General features: G+C 57.1%; 18 protein-coding genes and 1 pseudogene. 6 read left to right on the plus strand and 13 right to left on the minus strand.

Translation table 11 applies throughout. The annotated features are described in order from the left end of the window. Positions 1 to 279: 279 nt before the first annotated feature. The 3 genes from ACSQ36_RS25355 to ACSQ36_RS25365 all read right to left on the minus strand — a co-directional run bounded on the left by ACSQ36_RS25355 (position 280) and on the right by ACSQ36_RS25365 (position 3,016). Positions 280 to 720 carry a TIR domain-containing protein gene (locus ACSQ36_RS25355; protein WP_436184069.1) on the minus strand — a complete coding sequence of 147 codons (441 nt, stop codon included), beginning with the start codon at positions 718 to 720 and terminating at the stop codon, positions 280 to 282. A gap of 8 nt (positions 721 to 728) precedes the next feature. Beyond that, positions 729 to 2,159 (minus strand): SIR2 family protein, encoded by a 1,431-nt coding sequence (locus ACSQ36_RS25360; RefSeq protein ID WP_436184070.1) that lies wholly within the window; start codon positions 2,157 to 2,159, stop codon positions 729 to 731. Positions 2,160 to 2,242: 83 nt separating this feature from the next. After that, complete coding sequence (locus ACSQ36_RS25365) at positions 2,243 to 3,016, minus strand: TIR domain-containing protein (RefSeq protein WP_436184071.1); 774 nt, start codon at positions 3,014 to 3,016, stop codon at positions 2,243 to 2,245. Positions 3,017 to 3,909: 893 nt separating this feature from the next. Between ACSQ36_RS25365 and ACSQ36_RS25370 the strand changes: the two genes are divergently transcribed. The 6 genes from ACSQ36_RS25370 to ACSQ36_RS25395 all read left to right on the plus strand — a co-directional run bounded on the left by ACSQ36_RS25370 (position 3,910) and on the right by ACSQ36_RS25395 (position 11,970). Then, positions 3,910 to 4,866 (plus strand): helix-turn-helix domain-containing protein, encoded by a 957-nt coding sequence (locus ACSQ36_RS25370; RefSeq protein WP_436184942.1) that lies wholly within the window; start codon positions 3,910 to 3,912, stop codon positions 4,864 to 4,866. Positions 4,867 to 5,559: 693 nt separating this feature from the next. Next, positions 5,560 to 6,996, plus strand: a complete 1,437-nt coding sequence (locus ACSQ36_RS25375; RefSeq protein ID WP_436184072.1) for a coniferyl aldehyde dehydrogenase — start codon at positions 5,560 to 5,562, stop codon at positions 6,994 to 6,996. A gap of 134 nt (positions 6,997 to 7,130) precedes the next feature. Next, a complete protein-coding gene (locus tag ACSQ36_RS25380) occupies positions 7,131 to 7,502 on the plus strand; it encodes a hypothetical protein (RefSeq protein ID WP_436184073.1) in 372 nt (123 codons plus the stop codon). Positions 7,503 to 7,532: 30 nt separating this feature from the next. Further along, positions 7,533 to 9,734: an FUSC family protein gene (locus ACSQ36_RS25385; RefSeq protein WP_436184074.1), complete on the plus strand. Its 2,202-nt coding sequence runs from the start codon at positions 7,533 to 7,535 to the stop codon at positions 9,732 to 9,734. After that, positions 9,724 to 9,996, plus strand: a complete 273-nt coding sequence (locus ACSQ36_RS25390) for a hypothetical protein (protein WP_436184075.1) — start codon at positions 9,724 to 9,726, stop codon at positions 9,994 to 9,996. Before ACSQ36_RS25385 ends, ACSQ36_RS25390 begins: the two co-directional genes overlap by 11 nt. A 615-nt stretch (positions 9,997 to 10,611) precedes the next feature. Next, positions 10,612 to 11,970, plus strand: coding sequence for an MFS transporter (locus ACSQ36_RS25395; protein WP_436184076.1), 1,359 nt, complete (start codon positions 10,612 to 10,614; stop codon positions 11,968 to 11,970). 142 nt (positions 11,971 to 12,112) lie between these two features. Here ACSQ36_RS25395 and ACSQ36_RS25400 read toward each other — a convergent pair whose 3' ends face one another. From ACSQ36_RS25400 to ACSQ36_RS25445, 10 genes and pseudogenes are all read right to left on the minus strand, one after another. After that, entirely contained in the window at positions 12,113 to 13,120 is a 1,008-nt protein-coding gene (locus ACSQ36_RS25400; RefSeq protein WP_436184077.1) for an FCD domain-containing protein, read from the minus strand. 85 nt (positions 13,121 to 13,205) lie between these two features. Further along, entirely contained in the window at positions 13,206 to 14,219 is a 1,014-nt protein-coding gene (locus ACSQ36_RS25405) for an alpha/beta fold hydrolase (protein WP_436184078.1), read from the minus strand. A 2-nt stretch (positions 14,220 to 14,221) separates the two neighbouring features. After that, the gene (locus ACSQ36_RS25410; RefSeq protein ID WP_436184079.1) at positions 14,222 to 15,319 is read right to left on the minus strand and encodes a Zn-dependent alcohol dehydrogenase; all 1,098 of its coding nucleotides are present in this window, start codon (positions 15,317 to 15,319) and stop codon (positions 14,222 to 14,224) included. 40 nt (positions 15,320 to 15,359) lie between these two features. Continuing rightward, positions 15,360 to 16,187: a phytanoyl-CoA dioxygenase family protein gene (locus tag ACSQ36_RS25415; protein ID WP_436184080.1), complete on the minus strand. Its 828-nt coding sequence runs from the start codon at positions 16,185 to 16,187 to the stop codon at positions 15,360 to 15,362. A gap of 33 nt (positions 16,188 to 16,220) precedes the next feature. Continuing rightward, positions 16,221 to 17,426, minus strand: a complete 1,206-nt coding sequence (locus tag ACSQ36_RS25420; protein ID WP_436184081.1) for an alpha-hydroxy acid oxidase — start codon at positions 17,424 to 17,426, stop codon at positions 16,221 to 16,223. A gap of 51 nt (positions 17,427 to 17,477) precedes the next feature. Further along, positions 17,478 to 18,746 (minus strand): MFS transporter, encoded by a 1,269-nt coding sequence (locus tag ACSQ36_RS25425; RefSeq protein WP_436184082.1) that lies wholly within the window; start codon positions 18,744 to 18,746, stop codon positions 17,478 to 17,480. A gap of 632 nt (positions 18,747 to 19,378) precedes the next feature. Next, entirely contained in the window at positions 19,379 to 19,933 is a 555-nt protein-coding gene (locus ACSQ36_RS25430; protein WP_436184943.1) for an XdhC family protein, read from the minus strand. 303 nt (positions 19,934 to 20,236) lie between these two features. Then, a pseudogene (locus ACSQ36_RS25435) lies at positions 20,237 to 20,380 on the minus strand (XdhC family protein); the annotation flags it as partial. 77 nt (positions 20,381 to 20,457) lie between these two features. Then, the gene (locus ACSQ36_RS25440; protein ID WP_414955079.1) at positions 20,458 to 20,973 is read right to left on the minus strand and encodes an IS5 family transposase; all 516 of its coding nucleotides are present in this window, start codon (positions 20,971 to 20,973) and stop codon (positions 20,458 to 20,460) included. Beyond that, positions 20,865 to 21,275, minus strand: coding sequence for an IS5/IS1182 family transposase (locus ACSQ36_RS25445; RefSeq protein ID WP_062093255.1), 411 nt, complete (start codon positions 21,273 to 21,275; stop codon positions 20,865 to 20,867). The genes ACSQ36_RS25440 and ACSQ36_RS25445 overlap by 109 nt, the downstream gene beginning before the upstream one ends. Positions 21,276 to 22,068 lie beyond the last annotated feature (793 nt).

A 22,068-nucleotide genomic window follows, 5' to 3' on the forward strand; every position in this document is an offset into this window, starting at 1 on the left:
CCATGCTGCTCGCATTATTCGTCCCTGTGAGTCTGCAACTCAAACATCGGATAGCGACGTGCACCCTGTCACACGTCTCAAGCCAAATGCCTCTCGAGCGGTGCTATTTGCACACGAAGTCCGCCGCCAACCGTCGGCACCGCCCGGCGAAGTACTCATCTCATGATCAAAGGCCATTGATCACACTTGTCGCGAGTCCGCAGCATCGTGAAATTTCACGCATTCCGTCCGATCAGGAAACAACCCGAGTCCCCATGAACGCAACTCGGGTGCGATCACTTACTTGCCGGCGGAAAGTGCCGCCGCTTCAACCCAGTCTCCGAGATTGTCGCGACCTTTATCAGCGTTCCAACGGTAATGCTTGTAGCCATTGACTCTCAGACTGCAACATTCCGTTGTATTGCCTTGCAAATCTGAGATCTTGCTAATGTCGATGGTCAAGATGCCGTTTCCTCGGGCGATGCTTTGCTCGATCTCGTACTTTACCCACTTGCTTTTACTGGTGTTCGCACCGACTAGAATCACAGTGACGGTCGTACCTTCCAGTTGTTTGTCAATCCATGCCTTGATAGCCCTTTCGCCGTCACGCTCCACTTTTTCGAAGTCAGCTTTATCGATGAACCCGGACTTCGTGGCTCCGACAATGACATTGCTATTGCGAACGTTCATAGCGCGCTGCACGTCATCGTATTTGAAGCTGAAGAACACTTTTCTTGCCATTTGCCCCCCTAGACCAGTTTTAGGATTTTCAGCGTGATATGTTTGGCGTCGTCCAGATTTTTACCCTTTTCTCCGAGCTCCTGAAGGAGCTTGAGTATTGCTTTGCCGTGCGGGTGTACGTCCGGATCGAACGCGTCTATAACCTCCTCCCAAAGCTTTTGGGAAATGGATCCTGTGATGCCGACTGGAATGACAAAAATTCCCTTTCCGCGCGCGATTTCAAATTCCTGTCGCATTCCGTTCGACTCGACAACCTCTCCATCGACTAACTTATTTCCAAAAAGGAAGAGCGCAATGCCGGCATGGTCCAGCATCGTCTCGCGATACTCTCGCCACAAATCTGCCAGGGACCGGTGACCGGACTGTGTTTGAGGGAACGGACGCAGGACCAGCTGATCACCATCCAGGCGTCCCCCGTTCATGATGGTTTGTTCCAGGACACCACTGATAACTGCGCTGCCAACTCCAAGTCCAAAACCTGAAATCACGCGAAACTTCTCTTTACTGATTTCTCGACTGAGCTCGTAGACGAACCGCTCCGACTCAGCCTGCCCCCAGGGTGAGTAGTCGTGTGCCGCGCCGGAGATGAAGATGGTCCGTCTTTTATGTTTGTCTTCGATAGCTTTGAGGATGGCGGTGATTTCCGGAAACTCATCCACGTATGTCGTCTTGATTCCCACTCGCAATAATTCACCAGCGAACAGTTGCTCTTTACGTTGCCGGTATTCGAAGTCAGCACGACTCTCGTTGTCGTTCTGCTTCGCGCGGCGGAGGATGCAGTGGTGCTGCCGCTGATCGCGGCCGTAATGGATACGAACGCGGCTGAGAATGTATTCGAGGTTGGGGTCGGCAAAACTGAAACCGACAAATAGGAACGTCTTGGATACGAGATCGCCGCTCAACGCCGTAATGAATGGCTGCATCTCGATGTGATATCGCTCATAGTCGTCGCGAATCAGCACGGCCTCGGAGGCATGTGTAGCGTCGCCATGCATTTTGTACACAACCGCATCACGATTGGATCGAGTCGTTGCGAGCTGCTTGACAGTGTACTTCACGTCGGCAACCTTGCCACTTCCTTCAATCGCGGTCTCGATCACTTTGTCATAGTTAGTGGTCCAGTATGTTTCAATCGGGAGCCGGGCAAGAATCCGATGATTTTCCGTAGGTGCAACGTTTGTAGAGAATTCCGTTACCAGGAGTTGATTGAGTTTTGCCCGATTGGTCTGATTCTCGTTCGTGTGATATTGGGCAAGTGTGACCAGGTCCCACTCTTTCTCAACGTCAAGGTCAAGATCGTCGGCAATCGGCTTAAGCAGCGTCTTCCAATCGACGAGGCCAGCATCACGCGAAAAGCCAGCTCCCGCAAAGATTGCAAGATTTCCCTCTTCGAGTTCCTTTGACAACACTTCTACCAGTCGGACATGATCTTTATGCATCTAACCCTCGAATGTAGCTGTTTTTATCAGAAAACGTATTTCTTCAACTTGAACTAACAGTGAAATCAATGCGCCCTTGCGATTCAAAGTTTTTTTACAAGGTCGTAGTCGGCAACGTTATCGCGGACCGCATATGCATCCGCGATATACTTGTTTGGCGATCTTTTGAAGTCGCTCCACTTCACGGAGTAAATGTAGGACGAAGCGCCGATGTAGACCCTCGATCCAGTGGAGTGTTTATCACAACCACTGTAATCGGGCTTCTTGACGTTGAACATGTTCTGCGAAAGCATCTTGAAAAGGATCGGCGTGTTCAACGTACGGCACTTACATGAAGGGCAAGACTGATCGGTGATGTAGTAGCCGTAGCTGCCGGTCTCATCCGGCAACACCACGGCCAGCATGGCGCCCGTCTGTTTCTTCCGGTCATTGCGGGACGCTTCACGAAGCGAGTAGGAAATCTCCCAAGGTATCCACTGGTCACTCTCGGAACGAAACGATTCTTTCATTCCCTTTGAAATGACAACGATAGTCATCGAGCTATCGTAAATTTTGTCCCGCAATCTGGATTCAATCGCTTCATCTTTGAAATCACTAAGATCTTCGCCGTCATCCTCACCTTTGTTGATGTGATCTTCTTCATCAAGGATGTCTTGCAGTTCATCGACGTAGTGACGGACCGTCGTGGCTTCATATTTTGCTTCCGCAAGCTTCTCGACGAGTGCGTCGCTATATTTGTACGAGACAAAAATCTTGCGCCCCATTCCCCGCTCCTTATCTGTTTTTGCTTCGTCATGCGTAATGAAATCGCGTTCATGGTAGTCGAGCCGGTGCTGTAGGGTAATGCCGACAGGCATGCGCGACGTCCTTTCTGCTTGCTGTTTAACTTTGAGGTTTCATTAGTGGGTGAGTGCCACGTTGCGCCCAACAGACTGGCCTGGACGTAGCATCTGCAAGCGTCCGATCAGTGTCGGGTCAATCCGATTGTAGGGTCCGAGGTATTGGCTCCCGTGCGACTGCAACCGGTCATCTAACGTCTGTATGACCACGACTTCCAATATGGAGTGGTATATGGCGTTGCGCGACTCGATGTTCACTATCAGTTCTCTCGTTTGGGCCGATCGTTGAGGGCACGTCCTCGCTCGCCGTGGCTCCCCACAACGATCCGGAAATTTTTACTACTATATATTCAATCGGTAAGAATCTAAAGGGTTTGATGGCGGTTCGGGTGCTGGTTCACCGTGGGCCGTCGCGCGGTACCGTCGCATGAGATCTCAAGAAGGAGTGGGAACGGGAGTGCCGGTTCCTTTCAGGATATGACTTTCAGCCCTTCATCACGCCACTCGGCGTCGCCGTCGGCAGGAGTGGCACGGGAAGTTGCCCGACGAGCGCGTCGCCGCCGTGGCGGCTGAGCTTGCGGATGGACAGGACCGTTACGCCGACCTGCGCCGTAGCGAAATGGTGGGGCCCATGGCATGAGCGTCAGGGCCCGGCATGCGATAATTGAATTTCCCGCTAAGCACCCAAAATACTCCTAGGCACGAGTTCGGACAAACGGGATCGGCTCTTTTTATCGAGGTCGGCGCACTGCTCGGTCGTGGTAATCTTTTTCATCCACTGGTTTTAGCCCACAGCCTTCGTGACACATCCGCCATGTATGTGGCGTCGGACCAAAACTACATAGCCAGATTTTTCAGTAGGAGCCGTTATGCCAATTCAGGATTCTGACTGCCCGCGTAGAGCCGTTGGGATGCCTTCTTCTCAGGTCATCGAAAACCCGGAACTGGCTGCATGGGAGTCTGCGACTTCTCATGGGCTCTTACCGATGTCGCTCGCTCTCCCCGATGGAGATCAGCATGGGACTCCAAGGTACGCGGGAAGATTTCGCCAGCTCTCAGCGTTTCGTATCGCGAGACTCTCCGTCGATGGGATTATTGCGCTACCTCGCGTGGGTAGCTCGGGAGGAGGAAGACACGTAAAGGTCCTTCTTGTCACGAGCGGTCAAACTAGAATTTGGCAAGACGAGCGATCGACAACCCTGAGGGCGGGTACGTGGGCCATGTACGATCCAAGCTGCCCATATCGGATCGACTCGACCGGTCCCTACGAATGCGTTGCGGCGGCGATACCGACCGGTTTGCTAGGTGCGTCAAAATCATTCAGCGTCGCTGCCCTCACACGAGCTTCCCCGATTCGCGGGAATATGCGCCTGGCGCTGGATGCCATGACGTTTTGCCTGAATGGCGATCTTAATGAGGACCAAGACGATCTGGATGCCACAGGAGAGGCTATCCTTACCCTGATCGAGGCCGGTGTGCGGCGGCATGTGGGTGTTACCGGTGCAACGGGTCCCCAGGAACGCGCGGCGGCGCTCCTTTCACGGTCGGAGCATTACATCCGCGCACACTACGCCGATCCAGAGTTCACGACAGAGAGGCTGGCTGAAACGTTGCAAGTATCTCGACGAACGCTCTACAACGCCCTCCAATCCCAAAGTCAGACTCCGTACAAGATCATCCAGCAATATCGACTCGAAGCAAGCTGCCGGGCGTTGAAGGACGCTGCTCAACGCCATAAGAACGTGACGGATATCGCCTTGGAGTCTGGTTTTGCAGATTCAACCCATTTCTCGCGATTGTTCCGGCGAACGTTTGGCACGACTCCAACTGAGTACCGCAAGCAATTTTCGACCGCACTGATCGATTGAGGCCTTGCAGCGCGCCTTGACGCACGTACCGGTCAGTCCACGTCCGATTCCCCTCGTTCTAACCTACCCTCAAAAAGACGGGCCGTATCTCCCGATACAGCCAAGCTGAAGTCGGCTGGTCACGAGGCCATCGACATGTACGCTACGTCTGCGTTTTCCGCACATTTCCGCACATTACCAACTTGACCCGAGAGATTTGTTGATTTTGCACGTATTGGCGACTGCCCTGCACGCAATGGCGTGATGCCCTGCACGCTCGTCTCTACCATAACGACATCAATGCCGCACCTCTTTGAGGTCGCACCAATCAGCCGTGGCGTGTAGCACACCGGCCATACATGTGTAGGAGACGGACCATGGAAGCCCAAGTTGTCGACGCCCGGGCAGGCGTCAAGTCCGTCGGAACACCGTTAAGGCGCCCGCCACCGCCTCTTTCGAACCTGCCGGTAGAGATGTCCCTGTTCGCGTTCGCGGGCGCCGGCTGTGTCATTCGGACCGTTACTTCACGAAGGAGATGGCGACCTCGCGCAAGAGATCGCTATCTACCGTCAGTTGTACCGCAGAACAATTGTGTTTCGGGGTGTCGGACGCTCGAGCTGGTGTGAGCCCGCAACTGTGTTTCGGGAAAGGTAACGATCAGCTTTGTTCTGAACGTGACTGACGCGTGTCCCTCCCCAATCTGGAATATTGACCATGTCTCATTTCAAACTTTCCGCCAATCCGGCGCCCGAGCAAATCCGCAGCCATCTCGAAGCGATGAAGCAGGCTCATATCAAAGAAGGACCTGCCTCCCTTGAACTGCGCAAGGACCGCATCACGCGCGCAATAGACATGTTGCGTACAAACCGCGAAGCGATCGTCGAAGCGGTGCGCGCCGATTACGGCAGCCGTAGCCGCTACCACACCTTGATTGCCGATATCCTTGGTTCCATCGAAGGGCTGCGCTATAGCCGCGATCATCTTCAGGAGTGGATGAAAGCGCAACCCACAATCGAACCATTTCCCGGCACTCGCGCCTGGATCGAGTATCAGCCTCTTGGCGTCGTAGGCATCATCAGCCCCTGGAATTTCCCCATCGTGCTGGCGTTCGGTCCGATGGCGGGTGTCTTTGCCGCTGGTAATCGCGCCATGCTTAAGCCGTCCGAACTGACACCGCAAACCTCGGATCTGCTCGCGGACCTCATCGCCCGCTCCTTCGACCCGATGGAATTGACTACGATCCTTGGCGGACCCGCTGCCGGCGCTTCGTTCAGCGCGCAGCCGTTCGACCATCTGGTCTTCACGGGAAGTACCCAGGTCGCTCACCATGTTATGCGGGCCGCGTCCGACAATCTCGTTCCTGTCACGCTTGAGCTGGGTGGGAAATCACCGGTTATAGTCGCTTCCGACGCCGATCTGAAGCAGGTCGCAGAGCGGGTCCTGACCGTCAAGACGTTCAATGCTGGACAGATCTGCCTGTCCCCGGACTACGTATTGATCCAGGAAGATCGTGTAGATGCGTTCGTGACGCAGGCCCGGCACGCGCTGACCCAGATGTATCCAGCCATTCGCGACAACCCGGACTACACGGCCATGATCAACGTGCGCGGCTTCGAGCGCCAGCTGGAGCTGGCTGAAGACGCGCGTGCCAAGGGGGCAACGGTAATATCACTGGCCCCGGCCGGCGAAGACCTCTCGGACCCTGCTATTCATAAGGTCGCGCCCACGCTGATTGTCGGCGCTACGGATGCGATGCGCGTAACCCAGGAAGAAATCTTCGGACCGATGTTGCCGATCGTTACCTATCGCACACTTGATGACGCCATCTCATACGTCAATGACCGGCCGCGTCCGCTCGCTCTCTATTACTTTGGCAATACGCTCACAGAACGTCAGTATGTAGCGGCACGGACTTCCTCCGGTGCGCTGGTGGTCAACGACGCCATGACCCACGTCTTCGTAGATGCGCTGCCCTTCGGAGGTGTCGGATCGTCAGGCATGGGCCACTACCACGGAGAATACGGCTTCCGGACACTTAGCCATGCCAAACCCGTGCTATTGCAAAGCGAAGACGGGGAATCAAATCTCGTGATGCGTGCACCGTACCGGAATGAAACCGGGGCCACCATCGTGGAAATGATCAACGCGTAATTTATCAGGAACGCTGCAATCCGCCATCGTTCGCTGATCGGAGCATTGAACATACGCGTAACCCAAAGGCATGTCGTACACGCATCCCTTTTACCGTAATGTGCCAACCGACAAACGGATAAACGGATGCCGCTATGGAATCCATGCCGGTCATTGTGAAACCCCATAAGTCGACGGCCAGACGCGCCTGCCGCAGAAGCATTACTGGAGCCTCCGTTGCGGTCACGCCGCCGAAGGAAGGCTACCGGCGGGGTCTGACGGAATACCCGAATGTGCTGGTGGAGCAGAACCAGTTGCTGCACGCGCGGGAACGCGTTGCGCGCGTGCAGGCCGAGCGGCTGGGTGCCCACGCTTCTCTGATGACGGCGCTCGGCGGCGGCCTCGCCGATTCAGGCGACCTCCCGAAGAAAGACGCAGTTCTCCCGGCGCGTGATCGTAGCAAGGCGGCAAACACCTCACCAGCGTCCAGTATTGGCGTCGCTAGCACCGGCAAAGATGCCTCTTGAGACGACTGGCCAGAAATTATCGGAGTAAACATGTCCGCCCCCTCCCCCATCTCGCATTATGCGACAACTATTGCATCCCTTCGGGCCGCCGTGGCCGATTGGGCGAGTACCGACGGCCTCACGTGGATCTACCTGTTCAAGGCGCTGGCGGCGACATTCCTCTCGCTGTTCGTCGCAATGAAACTCGATCTCCCGCAGCCTCGCACCGCGATGATCACGGTGTTCATCGTGATGCAGCCCCAAAGCGGCATGGTGCTGGCGAAAAGTTTCTACCGAATCTGTGGAACGCTGGTCGGGCTTGTTGTCGCTCTCGCCTTGATCGGGTTGTTCGCACAGCAGCCCGAACTGTTTATCGGTTCAATCGCGATCTGGGTGGGCGTTTGCACCGCTGGTGCCGCGCGCAACCGTAGCTTCCGCTCCTACGGCTTTGTGCTGGCCGGGTACACCGCTGCATTGGTCGGTTTTCCCGCATCTCTAAATCCGGACGGCGCGTTCCTGTCGGCAATGACACGGGCGGCCGAGATTGTTGTCGGCATTGTTTGCTCCGGCGCGGTCAGCGGTCTGGTTCTGCCAAAGTTCACCGGGGAACAAGTGCGTAGCGCCGTGCGCACTCGGTTTAGCGCATTCGTTGCCTATCTGTCGGCGTCGTTGTCGGGCCGGGTCGACCGATCCCAGATCGAAACTACTAACGCGCGCTTCGTCGCGGAGATCGTCGGTTTCGAAGCAGCCAGGAGTGTCGCCGTCTTCGAAACCCCGAGCTCACGTATGAGACGCGGCCGCCTGTTGCGCCTTAACAGCGAATTCATGACTGCATCGACGCGCTTTCACGCGCTGCATCAGTTAAAGAACCGTCTACACGCGGCAGGCGCCTCGACGACGATCGACGCACTCGACCCGTTCCTGAAGGAAGTCGCGCCGCTTCTTGCGAAGTCCGGCGAACCGATATTGAGCGCGGCCGACGCCACGCATGCGGCGGCTCAGCTCGAAACCTATAAAGCTACGCTACCAGCGCGCCTCCAGGCGGAGCGCGCCGAACTGGAAGCGTGTCCGGGTGCGACGCTACTCGACTTCGATACGGCTTCAGAGCTGCTTTACCGCTTCTTAGACGATCTGCACGCTTATACGGCTACCTATGCGTCGCTCGCCGTAGATACACACGAGCGCGAGCGATGGATTGCGGGTTACGCGCCGAAGACCAACACGCTTGCCGCAGGCGTCGCAGGTTTGCGCGCAGCGATCGTGATTCTTGCGCTCGGTACGTTCTGGATCGAGAGCGCGTGGCCAAGTGGACTAACATTGCTGTCCTTGGGTACGGCCGTCTGTGCACTGGCGTCCTCTGCGCCAAATCCGACGCGTGCGGTGTTTCAGATGGCCGGAGGCACGGTATTGTCTTCGATAATGGCGATGATCGCCGTGTTTGGCGTTTATCCACGAGTGGATGGATTTCCGATGCTGTGCGCTGCGCTGACACCCTTCCTGCTGCTCGGCGTGTTCATGACGACTCGACCGAAGCTGGCCGGTTATGGCGTCGGCTACTGCATCGTTTTCGCCTTTCTCGCGGGCCCGGACAACGTCGTCAGATACGATCCGAGCGGTCTGATCAACGACGCCATCGCGATATTCGTCGCGATGATGGCATGCTCCGCCGCGTACGCGCTGCTGCTGCCGCCGTCGCTGCCGTGGATGCGCAACCATCTGCTGACAGACCTACGCCGTCAGGTCGTGACGGCTTGTCTCTCCCGCCTCGCACCGCTGCGCTCCCGCTTTGAGAGTGGCACGCGGGATCTCACGTTCCAGATCAACGCGTTAGCTCCGACAGAGCCCGAGTTCAAACGGGACACATTGCGTTGGATGTTCGCGGTGCTCGAAGTGGGCCACGCGATGATCGACATGCGCGGCGAGATCGCGTCGCTGCCAAAAGATCCACGCTATGCCGCCTCGATGCCGTGGCGTGTCGCCGAGCGCAAGATGCGTGACGCCGTGGCGGCACTGTTCGACCGGCCATGCGCGGACCGGCTGGCCAATGCCCTTGCCGCGACGAGCGAGGCAATCGCCGCAGTCCAGCAGGTGCTGGCGACGTTCACACCAGCGTGCGAGGAGCGTGACCGGTTGCAACGCATCTTGAGTCAACTGCATTTCGCTCGTACTTCATTGCTCGATCCGCAATCTCCGCTGGAAACGCTGGTCGACAAGCGAAGCGAGTCGCAAGAAGAGGTGCGCCATGCCACGTGAAGTTGCCGTTTTCGACGCGGATCTACCCGCCGTCGTGCTGCTGTTTGTGGTCGGTACCGCGCTGACCTGGCTGCTTGACCGCGTGATTTGCGCATACGGGCCTCTCTGCGGCACACTCGGCCGCCACCGGACGATGGCGACCGCTCTGGCACGGGTCTCCTGCGAGGAAATTGGACCGTTCGCGCTTATCATTTGTGGTCGGATCAATATGCCGGGCACACTCACCCGTAAGGCCGCACGCTCAAACGGCGGCAGCATGTAGTGTACGGTCAACCTGACTAACGACCTCGTCGCCCATCGGGCGGGAATCACTTCGCCCTACCTGGGCAGCCTCGCGCGCGAGGCAGACTATCGATATTGCTCGCGAACTTCATTGAGGCAGTTTTGGCAACAGTGCTTCCCTGTTCCAGGTATTCACGTCCCTGTTGGCCGCACTTTAAGCTTGGCCAATCGGTACACATTTAACTTCGCGACCTTGGCCGAGGCGGCAGCGAAGTTCGCAGCCGGTCATCCGCCTAAGGAAAACAAGGAGCCATCGGCTGGAGCCGTAGCATTGGGTGCGCGTGCCGTCGCAGAAAAACGACATGAATGGTTGCCGTTCCTTCTAAAAGGCGATTTATTGTTTTGCCAAATGGGCCACTAATGTGCGGATAGCGACACGTTCGGTGCTGTTGCTGCCGCCTACGTTTGCTGTGAATCACTGCGACTGCGGCAATCAATTGGTCATGGACTGCAGTTTCCGATGTAGGTGACGAGGGCACGTGCGGGGCCCAAATATTGTCCTCGTCCTAATTATGGATCTTCCTCCGGCCATAATTTGAGTAGATTGTATATAAGATTGATGGCGGTACGGACTATGTGGGCGATCCATCCAGGTATGGAAGACGAGCAATCAAATAGTCGAATGGAATCAGAGCCTGCGTTTAACGCGATGGTACTGTCCGGAGCCGCACCGACGCCGAAATCCGTGCTTGTCGCCGCGACCGTCGGTACGACATTGGAATATTACGATTTCATTGTGTACGGGACGGTTGCCGCATTGGCGCTCGGGAGAATCTTCTTTCCCACAGCTTCTCATGGGGCTGGAGTACTACTAGCCTTGTCGACTTTCGCGGTCGGGTTTATCGCTCGTCCATTAGGCGCGATCCTGTTCGGACATCTTGGGGATCGGATCGGTCGTCGGCAAACACTCCTGTTAACCTTCATCCTGATGGGAGCAGCAACGTTCTTCATGGGGTTCTTGCCCACGTTTGAGCAAGTAGGAATTCTCGCGCCGTTGGCTCTTATAGGGTTGCGATTTATCCAGGGCGCCGCCATGGGCGGTGAATGGGGCGGCGCGGCTGCCCTCACCGGAGAACACTCCGCAGACACTCGACGAGGGCGCGCCACGAGTTTTGTAGCGATGGGATCACCGCTTGGTTTATTGCTTGCCAACGGTGTAATGGCAAGCATCGCTGCGGGCCTAACGAGCGCCGACTTCATCGACTGGGGCTGGCGTATCCCTTTTCTGCTGAGTTTGTTTCTCCTTCCCGTGGGAATCTATTTGCGGGTGTCCGTTCCCGAGACACCGGTATTTCAAGAGCTTCGGCGAAAAAGCAGAATAGCACGCGCACCTTTGCTCACGACACTTTCAACCCATCGTAGGCGACTTCTAATCGCTATAGGCATGACGGCTGTGTCGTTCAGCGGCTATTACACCTTTACGATCGTTGGACTCGCATATCTGGCGGCTAGGCAAACACCACCGACACTTGGCCTGGACGGCACGATCATTGGGGGCGCACTATCCGTCCCGGTGATAGTAATGTCCGGCATTGCGTCGGATATTTGGGGAAGGCGGCCACTCTACGCGCTATCGGCCGTTGCGATCGGCGTCTGGGGATTTGCGTTTTTTCCCTTGCTCGATACGGGGCGCCCTATTCCGATAGCTATCGGGATGGCAGTAGGTCTTGTGTGTGCCTCGATACTACACGGTGTGCAGGGGGCATTCCTATCGGAATTGTTTCCGGCAGAGGTGCGCTATACGGGCGCATCGCTTGCGTATCACCTGACCGGGGCGCTGGGCGGTCTCATCCCGGTCACGTCGATATGGTTATTTCAGAAATTTGGAACAACAATACCAATTTCGATTTTCGTCGCTGCTACGGCTTTCGCGTCGTTGTTGGCCATTGCTGCGGCGCCCGAAACTGCTCGTACGATGCGGTGTTTACGATTTAGCCGAAAGCCGTCAGCCTAATTTGATCCGGCGAGCAGTAGCATGCAAGTGACCGGAGATGCATTGAGACTGTGCCATAGACGAGCCAGAACCCCGCGACAATCTTGCTGCTCCAAACAACAAGGCACAGACGGAAGCGCGACGTCTGTCGCTATGCACTCTCTTACAATTGCGTTAGATAGGAAGGCAACTCCGGCTGCCGCATGCGGCTGACGATCTCGAAGCGCAGCATCCATCGCGTATCCGCTTCGCGAATATGGTCCTGAAGAATCTGCGCGGCTTGATCCGGCTTGCCAGCCAGCAACGCGTCGATGACCTGAAGATGCTCCGTGAAGGCGTAGTTGATGAGTTGTCCCGGTATCTGCAGGTACGGGTCGCCAAGGTATCGAGTTGGAACGAACAGCACGTGGGTGCGAGCCAACGCGATGGTGATTTCCTTGTTGGGGCAATGAGAAAGAAGCTCGATGTGCAAATCAGTTTCAGCCTCGTCCATTTCCACCGCGCCGCGTCGGTCCTGAGCGATCTGGTACACCAGCTTGTCGCGCACTGCTTGCAGCCACGCCCGCGACACGTGAGGCGCAGCGTGCTTCAGCGCGGTAGGTTCCAGAAGACGCCGCATTTCGAACAGGTGCCCGATGCGTGCGGCTGTGACTTGCTCGGCTACCCAATGCCCTCCTTTGTCCTTTGATAGCGTACCGACGCTATGCATGCGGGCCATGACACCTCTCGCCACGGTGCGGCTGACGTCGAAATACTGCGCGAGTCGCTCTTCGGTAATGCGTACAGAGCCAAACAGAACTCGGGTGCAGAGTTCGCGTTCAACCGCTGCGTACATCTTTTGCCATTGCGGCTCTCCCGCCAGCTCGAGTTTGTCCAGTGTCGCGATTTTGCCGGCGCATGCGCTGGTCGCCTTGCCGGCGACGAGATACCCTCGCCCCTCGCTTTCCGTAAGAAAGGCGTCGGCGCACAGTGCGGCGAGCGCAATACGGGCCGGCGATCGGCCAATACTGAACGACTTCGCAACCTGCGCTTCAAGCAGCTTTTCGCCAGGCGCAATGCGTCCATCTTCAATCATTTCCCGCAACAACCCGTAGGTTCGCTGCTGGATCGACCCTCCGCTTTCCGGTTCCGAGGTCGCCGCGTCATTGTCTGTGGCGGATAAGTGACTCATCTTAGTAGCAATTTGCAGGGCTTTGCCCGAACAATACCCCGACGGCTCTTGCGAGTACAGGGCGAGCCGCCCCGTGTCCGAGATGTCACGATATGAAACGTGCAATATCCTCGTTAAGGCGTGCGGCAGCATCGGGATCGGCTTCCGACGCCATGAGATGGCCGCTGTGGAACGGAAGTCGCAGCACTAGACAGTCGCATATCCGTTCCGCTGCCCATAGGGCGTCCTCCACCGGGTTGTAAAGATCGATCTGCGGCACGCAGACCAACGTCCGGGCGGTAATCGAAGCGAGCGCCTTCACCGTGTCGCCCGCAAAGCCAGGCGTGCCTCCGACGTCGTGGTCGTCGTAGGCCAACGACTGGTAGGTCCAATCAAGCGGATCACATTTTTGTTCGCGCCACCATTGCGTGCGGCGCATCAGCCAGTCCTGCACGCTGTCGCTCTGGGCAACGTCGCCTGCGAAGCGTGTCGGCGTGCGCATGGCGAACACGTGCATGATTGCGACCCACGTCGACCACTCGACCTCACCATCGCGATTACGGTTGGCTGCAGCCAGCGCCAACCGTCCCGCTTCATTCATCGCCCTTGACCAGGGTGCGGTTTTCGCCATTGGCGTGAGCGCGACGATATGGGACATGACAGCGGGAAAGGATACTCCCCATTGTAAAGCCTGCATACCGCCCATCGAGGCTCCGACCACAGCATGCAGTTTTTCGACACGAAGATGGTCTAGTAACAGCTTCTGGCTTTGAACCATGTCGCGAATCGAGAAGCGTGGAAACTGTTCACCCGACTGCGTCGCCGAATTAGAGGGAGAACTTGACAGCCCGTTGCCAAGTGCGTCAATGACGACGACCGTGTACCGCCCTGGATCAAGCGCGCGATCGGCACCGAGTAGAAAGTCCAGCCTGTGATGTGTGCTTCCGATTGCGCATAGACCAAGAATCACCGGCTTGGAGCGATCTTCCAGGTTGCCATGTACAACATAGGACAGATGCAAATCCTCGATGCACTCGCCTGACTCGAGCGCAAAACATCCCAGTTCCGCCTCACGGTGCGGCGCGTCGATCCAGCCGGGTTGCATGGGTGGGTGGCGCATCGTCAGAACTCAATCACAGCGCGGATATCCTGGCCCGAAGACAGGCGCTCAAGGCCCACATTCACATCGCCAAGCGCAATCGTCGACGTAACATATTCGTCGAGCTTCAAGGTGCCATCGAGGTATGCAGCAGCTAATGCAGGAAAATCACGCGCGGGCCGCGCCCCGCCGTAGCTCGATCGCACGATCCGTTTTTCGCCCATCAGCGCGCCCCAACGAAATGACATCTCTTGATCGGCCGGCAGCTTGCCAAGCCATACAACCTGTCCACCGGGTCGCACAAGATCGATGCTCGCGCGGAATGCACTGGGATTGCCGGCGGCTTCAAATACATAATCGGCGCCTCGTCCCTGGGTGAGCTCCGCGTACAACGCGGCCATCGAATCATCCACGGCAAGTGTGTGTGTCGCACCAAGCGACCTCGCGAGCTCCAGCTTGCCCGGTTGCCGATCTATTGCAATGATGAGCTCCGCCCCCGCCATGCCCGCCCCCTGCACCGCTGATAGACCGACTGCGCCACAACCGATAACCGTCACGGTCGCACCCGCTTCTACTTTTGCTACATTCCTCACTGCGCCCATCCCCGTCATGACACCGCAACCGATAAGGCACGCGCGATTCATCGGCATCTCGGGCGGCACGCGAATCGCGCAGGCTTCACTGACGACGCAGAGTTCCGCGAAACTACCTGAATACATCAATTGGTGTACGGGCTGATCCCGCCATACAAGTCGTGGGTTGCCGTCGAAATGATAGGCCTGAGCGGCTTGGTCCCGGTACGGCTGGCACAGAATTGTCTGCTGTCTCGCACAGTAAAAGCATTCGTTGCAGTACGGATTCCACGACGTGACAACTGGATCCCCTACCGACAAGCTGCTCACCCGCTTTCCGGTCCATTCAACGGTCCCGGCGGCTTCATGTCCCGGCACGAACGGAAGCGGCGTTCGCAGGTCGCCATGCACCGCTTCGAGATCGGTATGACAGAGGCTAGTGGCACGCACCCGTACCACCACATCCGTGTCCGCCAACCCAGTTAGATCGAGTGCTTCGATTCGAAGCGGCCCGGCCGCCTCGACGAGTACCGCCGCATTGAATGCCAAGTTGTGGTCCGCCTCTGATTTATGTAGTCAAGCGAAAGGCTTACTGTTGCTGCTGCGCCGCGCCTTTATACAAGATGTTCAGGTTGCGCTCGCCGATCTTCTGATGCAGTGAGACAAAGGCCGGGTCCAGCTCTTCAGTGGGTCTTGGCTCATGCTCGAACGTGTTATATGTATCCACGCCGCGCACGAGAGTCGCACTGTCCTCACCCTGAATCTGCCGTACATACGTCGGAATGTAGCGAATCGCGTAACCGATACGCCGGTTCGGCGACGCATTGGGCGGCGAGCCATGCACGATGCGGACATGATGCAGCGACATCTCGCCGGGTTCGAGTTCGATCGATACGGCCTGCGACTCGTCGACGTCTACGGCCACTTCCTGACCACGTGTCAGCAGGTTGTTCTCGGAGAACGTGTCACGGTGTGGGATCTGATCGAGCAAATGCGTGCCCGGAATAACCTGCATTGCGCCGTTCGAGCGGTTGCTTTCGGTTAGGGCGACCCAGGCGGTCACCACGTCTGGCTTGGACAAGCCCCAATACGTCGAATCCTGGTGCCACGATACATACGCTGGATCGTTACCGTTCTTGATGAAAAAACTGCTGGCCCAGACGAGCAGATTCTCCCCGTACAGGTCTTCGATTGCGTTCACGACCGCATCGCTGCGCACGAGGTCATTTAGCCATGGAAACAGAAGATGGCTTTTCACATGCAACGCTTTTTTCGCAAGCGCGCTGTCTGAATGCTCGAAATCTTCGAGACGCTTGCGCAACTCAAGTGCCTGCCGGGTCGACATCACGCGAATCGGCGCGACGTAGCCATGTTTCTCGAAGTGCTCGACCTGCTTTGGCGTCAGTGACTTCAACATGCAATCTTCTCCATCGAATCGAGTGAGCCGGTTTCACACGGCATGTACCCGGACCTGTGTATCGGTGACGTGCGGCATGTCGCGCGCCACCGGGCGATAGCCTCCAACGACGAGCACCCGGCCATTTACGTCGTGCACGTCAGTGACGCCGCACAGTGCCATTGTCGTGTCCAGTTCGCTGCGGATGATTTCTAGGGCCCGTGTAACGCCTGCTTCGCCCAAGGCGCCCAATCCATAAAGGAACGCGCGACCGATATAGACCGCCCGCGCGCCACACGCGATCGCCTTGAGCACATCTTGCCCCGAGCGAACACCACCATCCATGTGTAGTTCAATGTCGCCTTGAACGGCATCGGCAATGCGTGGCAGCATTGAAATCGTCGAAGGAGCTCCGTCGAGTTGCCTACCGCCGTGGTTCGACACGATTAGCGCGTCAGCGCCGCAACCAAGTGCGATTTTCGCGTCTTCTGGATCAAGTATTCCCTTTAGGATGAGCTTGCCGCCCCACTGCTTGCGCACCCAGTCGATGTCTTTCCATGTAAGCGTCGGATCGAACTGGTTCAGTGCCCACTGAGCCATTGAAGCAATACCTGTGACGCCCGGTGCATGCCCGACGATGTTGCCGAAAGTACGTCGGGAAGTGCGCAGCATTCCTGCGCACCACGTCGGATAGCGCGCCAGGTGTGCGAGATTGCGAAGAGTGAGCTTCGGCGGTGTCGACAGGCCGTTACGCAGATCCTTATGCCGCTGCCCCTGAATCTGCAGGTCGAGCGTGAGCACGAGGGTCGAACAGCCGGCAAGCTCCGCTCGCTTGATGAGATCCGAGATGAACACCCGATCTTTCATCATGTATAGCTGAAACCAGAAAGGCTGCTTGGTGTGTGCAGCGACATCTTCGATCGAACACACGCTGACCGTCGACAAGGTGAAAGGGACACCAAAGCGTTCAGCCGCCCGAGCTGCAAGAATCTCACCGTCGGCGCATTGCATGCCAGCGATACCCGTTGGCGCCAGCGCGACGGGCATCGAGACGGGGTGGCCCACCATGGTCGTCGCGAGGTTGCGACGGCTGAAATCGACAGCGACTCGTTGACGGAACTTGAGTTCGGCAAAGTCATTGGAGTTTGCGCGATAGGTTGATTCAGTCCATGAGCCGGCATCGACATATTCATAGAACATCTTGGGTACGCGACGCTTCGCGCGTGCACGCAACTCTTCAATCGTGGCGAAATGAGTCACGGTCGTGTTTCCGCTGGAGAGTCAAAGATATGATCCGGTCGTCATGCATATTCAGGCGATGCCCGGCTCGAATTGCAACTCACGCTTCGGTGCCCGCACGAAAGCGGCAACCAGAATCGCACCTAGCGCTGCGATCACGCCAGTCAGCAGAAAGGCGCTCTTGAAGTTCCCGGACCATTGAACGAGAAAGCCCGTGAGAGCAGGCGCCACGATGCCCGCAAGATTGGCTATGAAGTGCACGAAGCCGCCTACCGCTCCTACACGGTCCTTTTCCACCGTATCGAGCACAATGGCAAAGTAGGTGTTATAGGACGCGTACATAAAGAATACGGCAACGACCATCAATGTCACGGCCCCGGTTAGGCCCGTCACCGAGCCCGTAGCGGCGATACAGATGGCGCCGATACCCAGGCTGGTTATCAGCACGACCTTCCGGGCGAAAATCGCACGGCCCGTCTTTCGGAACAGAAAATCGCATACCCAGCCGCCGGCGATGAGCCCTGTGGCACCGACCGCCCATGGAATCACGGTGACGACTGCCATCTTCTGGATGCTGAGATGATGTTCCATCGTCAGATAGCTAGGAAACCACGAAAGGAAAAAGTAGAGGATGTACGCGTAGCCGAAGAACGCGAATGCCGTCGCCAGAATGGCTGGTCGTAGCAGATATGCGCTTAGCGATCCGGTGACAGGATTGGAACGTTGTTCGGTCACCAGGACTGGGGCATCCGGAGTGTCACAGGCGTCGGGCGATACGTCTGGCCTGTCTTTGGCAAGCGCATGCCAGGCGAAAACCCACAGTACTCCCACTGACGCGATGATGACGAAGGACGTCCGCCATCCGGCGCTAACCGCTATAAATCCCACTACAGGCCCTGCGATCGCTGCGCCGACAGACTGCCCCGAATTTGCTATGCCGATGGCGCTAGCCTGTTGCTCGCGCGGAACCCAGTTCGAGACCAGTTTGTTGATGTTTGCGCAGAATGGGCCCTCCCCCATTCCGAAAATGACGCGTACGAACAGCAAACTGGCGATGCCTACCGTGGCCGCAGTAAGACCGCAGAATAGCGACCAGACGAGCATCGACACAGTCAGGACCCGCTTGGGTCCGAACCGGTCCGCCGCGTAGCCTCCCACGAAGCAGAAGACTGCGTAACCAACAAAGAAGCTGCTAAACACGATGCCAAGTTGCGCTGGGCCAAGGTGCAATTCTTTGGTGATGAGCGGCGCGGTAATGGACAACGCGGCTCGATCGAGATAACTGACAGCGCCCCCAACAAACAGCAGCCAAACCAGCGTCCAGCGCGTGCGCGTCTCCATGGATATCTCCGTTGTCGGCCGCCTTGTGCTCGTTGTGAAGTCGGCACAGATGCGTGAGGGCAAACTACTTAAAACGTTCAATGCATCCAATGTGCATTCAGCGTACCCACCGGTGCATCCGATGTCAACAATCGCATTGGTGGGGTAAACCTTGACCGGCCGTGCACGCCACAGGGCATGCCGCAATCTCGATACGTCCCTTGCATTTCCGATTCGGTCGTTGGGTGGCCGGTCGCTCCGTGCAAACCTTCTGTCTCGTAGGGGGCAAGTTTGCGACACACGGGTCGACTGCAAGAGCTAGCCCGGATCAGGGTAATCGTAGAGATGACAGCCGAGGAGGCGCGCGGGTTTGCATGCCGACCGCTGCAGGCAACTGGATTGCCTTGAGGGGGCAGGAAATGTTGAAAAGACACTGGGAACAATGTCTCAAATATTTCGAGATGTAGCGTGCGAGCACTTGGTTCGCCACGCCAGAGTGCCATAGCCGCTCCTCGGCGCGGCCAGGACGTCGCCCCTCAGTACGGGCAATCGACTCTCTCGCGACAGCGATCTGCGCGTACGCGTTTGTGGACCTTAAACGGCAGGCATTAATGCGATCATCACGTTAGTCACGGTGTAGCTGGAGCGCCAGTTCATCCCGCCGAGCTGACCGTGCTCTCACGTACTGTCAAATTGAAAAGTTCGCGCTCGGTACGATGCTTGGCGCTTGCCACCCGCTGCTCCGGGTGAACAAACGCTCCATTTTTGGCAGCCAGAACGTCTGCCATCACGCTAACGGCAATCTCAGCCGGTGTCTTGCTTCCGATGTAGATGCCGACGGGACTCTGCAGACGCCCTAAAAGATCGTCCGTGAATTCAAAGTGCTCTTTCAATCTCTGTGCACGCGTATCAGCGTTTCTGCGCGATCCGATGGCTCCAACGTAAAAAGCCCGGCTGCTCAGTGCTGCGATGAGCGCCATATCATCAAGTTTTGGATCATGCGTGAGTGCAAGAATGCATGATCGTCGGTCTGGAAAAAAAGCCTTCACTGCGTCGTCTGGCATTTCCCTGGTTATTTTCGCGCCAAGTTCTTCCAGGGTAACCGCCTGGTATTCAGTCCGGGGATCACATATCGTCACTGAAAAGCCACATGTCGTCGCTATCGCGGCCACATAGTCGGTCATTTGCGTGGCCCCGATCAGCAGCATGCGATACGACGGGCCGAACACGTTACTAATGCTGGTCGGGCCAAACGCGAAACCCGTTGTTTTCGGCGGTCTTACCAAGGTGGCCTTTCCGTCCACAAGCGAAAGAACTCTCTCTACAAGAGTCCCTGCATCGAGCAGTTCGATCAGCACGGCAAGCTCATCCGCCGACGGGTCGAATTCGAGCACAAGCTCAAGCGTTCCGCCGCACGGCAAGCCAAACCTGTGAGCCTCGTCCGCAGTCACGCCATACACCAGTTGGATGGGCCGCCCTAGTGGAAGCGAGTTTCCGGCCACCTTGCTGTATTGCCGAATGAGATCGTCCTCAATACAGCCTCCCGAAACAGAGCCGACGACCGTGCCGTCTTCTGCGAGTCCGAGAATCGAACCGACAAGCCGTGGGGATGAGCCCGAGGTCCGAGTCACTGTAGCAATCATGCAGCGACGTCCCGACGCGGACCACTCAAGAACCTGCCTTTACACCGTAAGGTCAATGTTTTCCATCGTTGATTTACTAAGAGGGCAGTTCAAAAAGGCTGCTCAGTTCGGCTGAAGATGTTCCAGCAGACGAGTGAGCAGGCTAGTTTGAGGAATGCTTCGTGAATGTCAGATCGGCGCTCGAAGCGAATGCGAAGACGCCGGAAACCATGGAGCCACGAATGAGTCCGTTCAACGACCCAACGGAACTTGCCGAGACCGCTGCCGTGTTCGGTGCGGCGCCTGGCGATGACCGGTCTGATTCCACGCTCGCGAAGTTGGCGGCGATGCGAGTCGGAGTCGTAGCCACGGTCGGCGTAGATGACCTTGGGTTTGCGAAGCGGTCGGCCGCGTGTGCCGCGAATCGGCGGGATAGCGTCGACCAGCGGCAGCAGTTGCGTGACATCATTGCGGTTCGCGCCGGTCACGATCACGCTGACAGGAACGCCGTTCGCGTCTACGAGGACGTGGTGTTTGGACCCTGGTCGTGCGCGATCGGTGGGGTTTGGCCCAGTTTTTGGCCCGCCCCAACGGCTCGCACGGACGATGAATCGACAGCCGCATATGAGAAATCGAGCTGGCCAGATTCGCGCAGCTTGTCGAGCAGTAGCCCGTGCAGCTTGTCCCACACCCCGGCCTGCTGCCAGTCGTGCAACCGACGCCAACAAGTCGCTCCAGAGCCGAAGCCCAACCGGGTCGGCAGATGGTTCCATCGCATTCCTGTCTTCAGCACAAGCAGGATGCCATTGAGTGCTGCACGGTCCGAGACCGGCAACCTTCCAGGGTATCGCTGGCGTCGCGGTTTGGGCGGTGGAAGTAGCGGTTCGATCAGTGCCCACAATTCGTCATCGATGATAGGTGCCGGCATTCCTTGATCCGTTGTTCAGGTATCCAAGGTTAACCGTTTCGTGGAAAAGTAAACAGCCCTTCCGAGCTCTTTTTGAACTGCCCTCTAAAGGTGACGCAGACGCAGAGAAGTCTCAATCAGCGAATCGCCTCTCGCGCCTGAGGCCTCGCCCTATCAGCGAAGCCGTGCGGTACGGCTGCAGGCATTCGCTGCCCCTCATCCCGGCCAAACTAGGCAAGTCTGTCGCGAACGTGGTCAGGTCTCGAAACGTGCCGACTGAAACGGAGTTCAAATGCAGGGGCGCCATTGGTCTGGAAACGATAGCGCGCCATTTACCCGAGTCAGGAACCGCCGTAACCCGCGTCGAGGAATTGAGTTTGGTAAAGCGAAGATGGCTGAACATACAGTGTCTCCTTCAAGCAGCAACGTCTTTGGGGACGTCCGTGTCGTGCGTTTCGAGCCTAGCCGATCGCATACCCGACTGTCGTGCGCTCTCACCCACGATCCTATCGTTTGTCTAAATTTATAGCACACTGACTGTACGTATGTACAATTATATTTTGAACTCTATTCCCGTCCCGTGCTGGCTCCCATTGCCTTACATCCTGTGGTTTGCACGACGTCCGGCGCCGCGTCTTGGCTACATTCCTGCGGGCCGGTAAGTCCCAGGCCGTGCCAGCACCGCATGAATGCGAGCGCAGAGGAACCTGAATAGAGCGGTGCGTTACACCGCGCTCGCTACAGGTCTGATTCTCGAGGATGCAATGGTCGACCACGGGCCACAAAGCTATACTTTGATTGTTTTTATGTACCA

Source organism: Caballeronia sp. LjRoot34, from assembly GCF_964253815.1.
GTDB lineage: Bacteria > Pseudomonadota > Gammaproteobacteria > Burkholderiales > Burkholderiaceae > Caballeronia.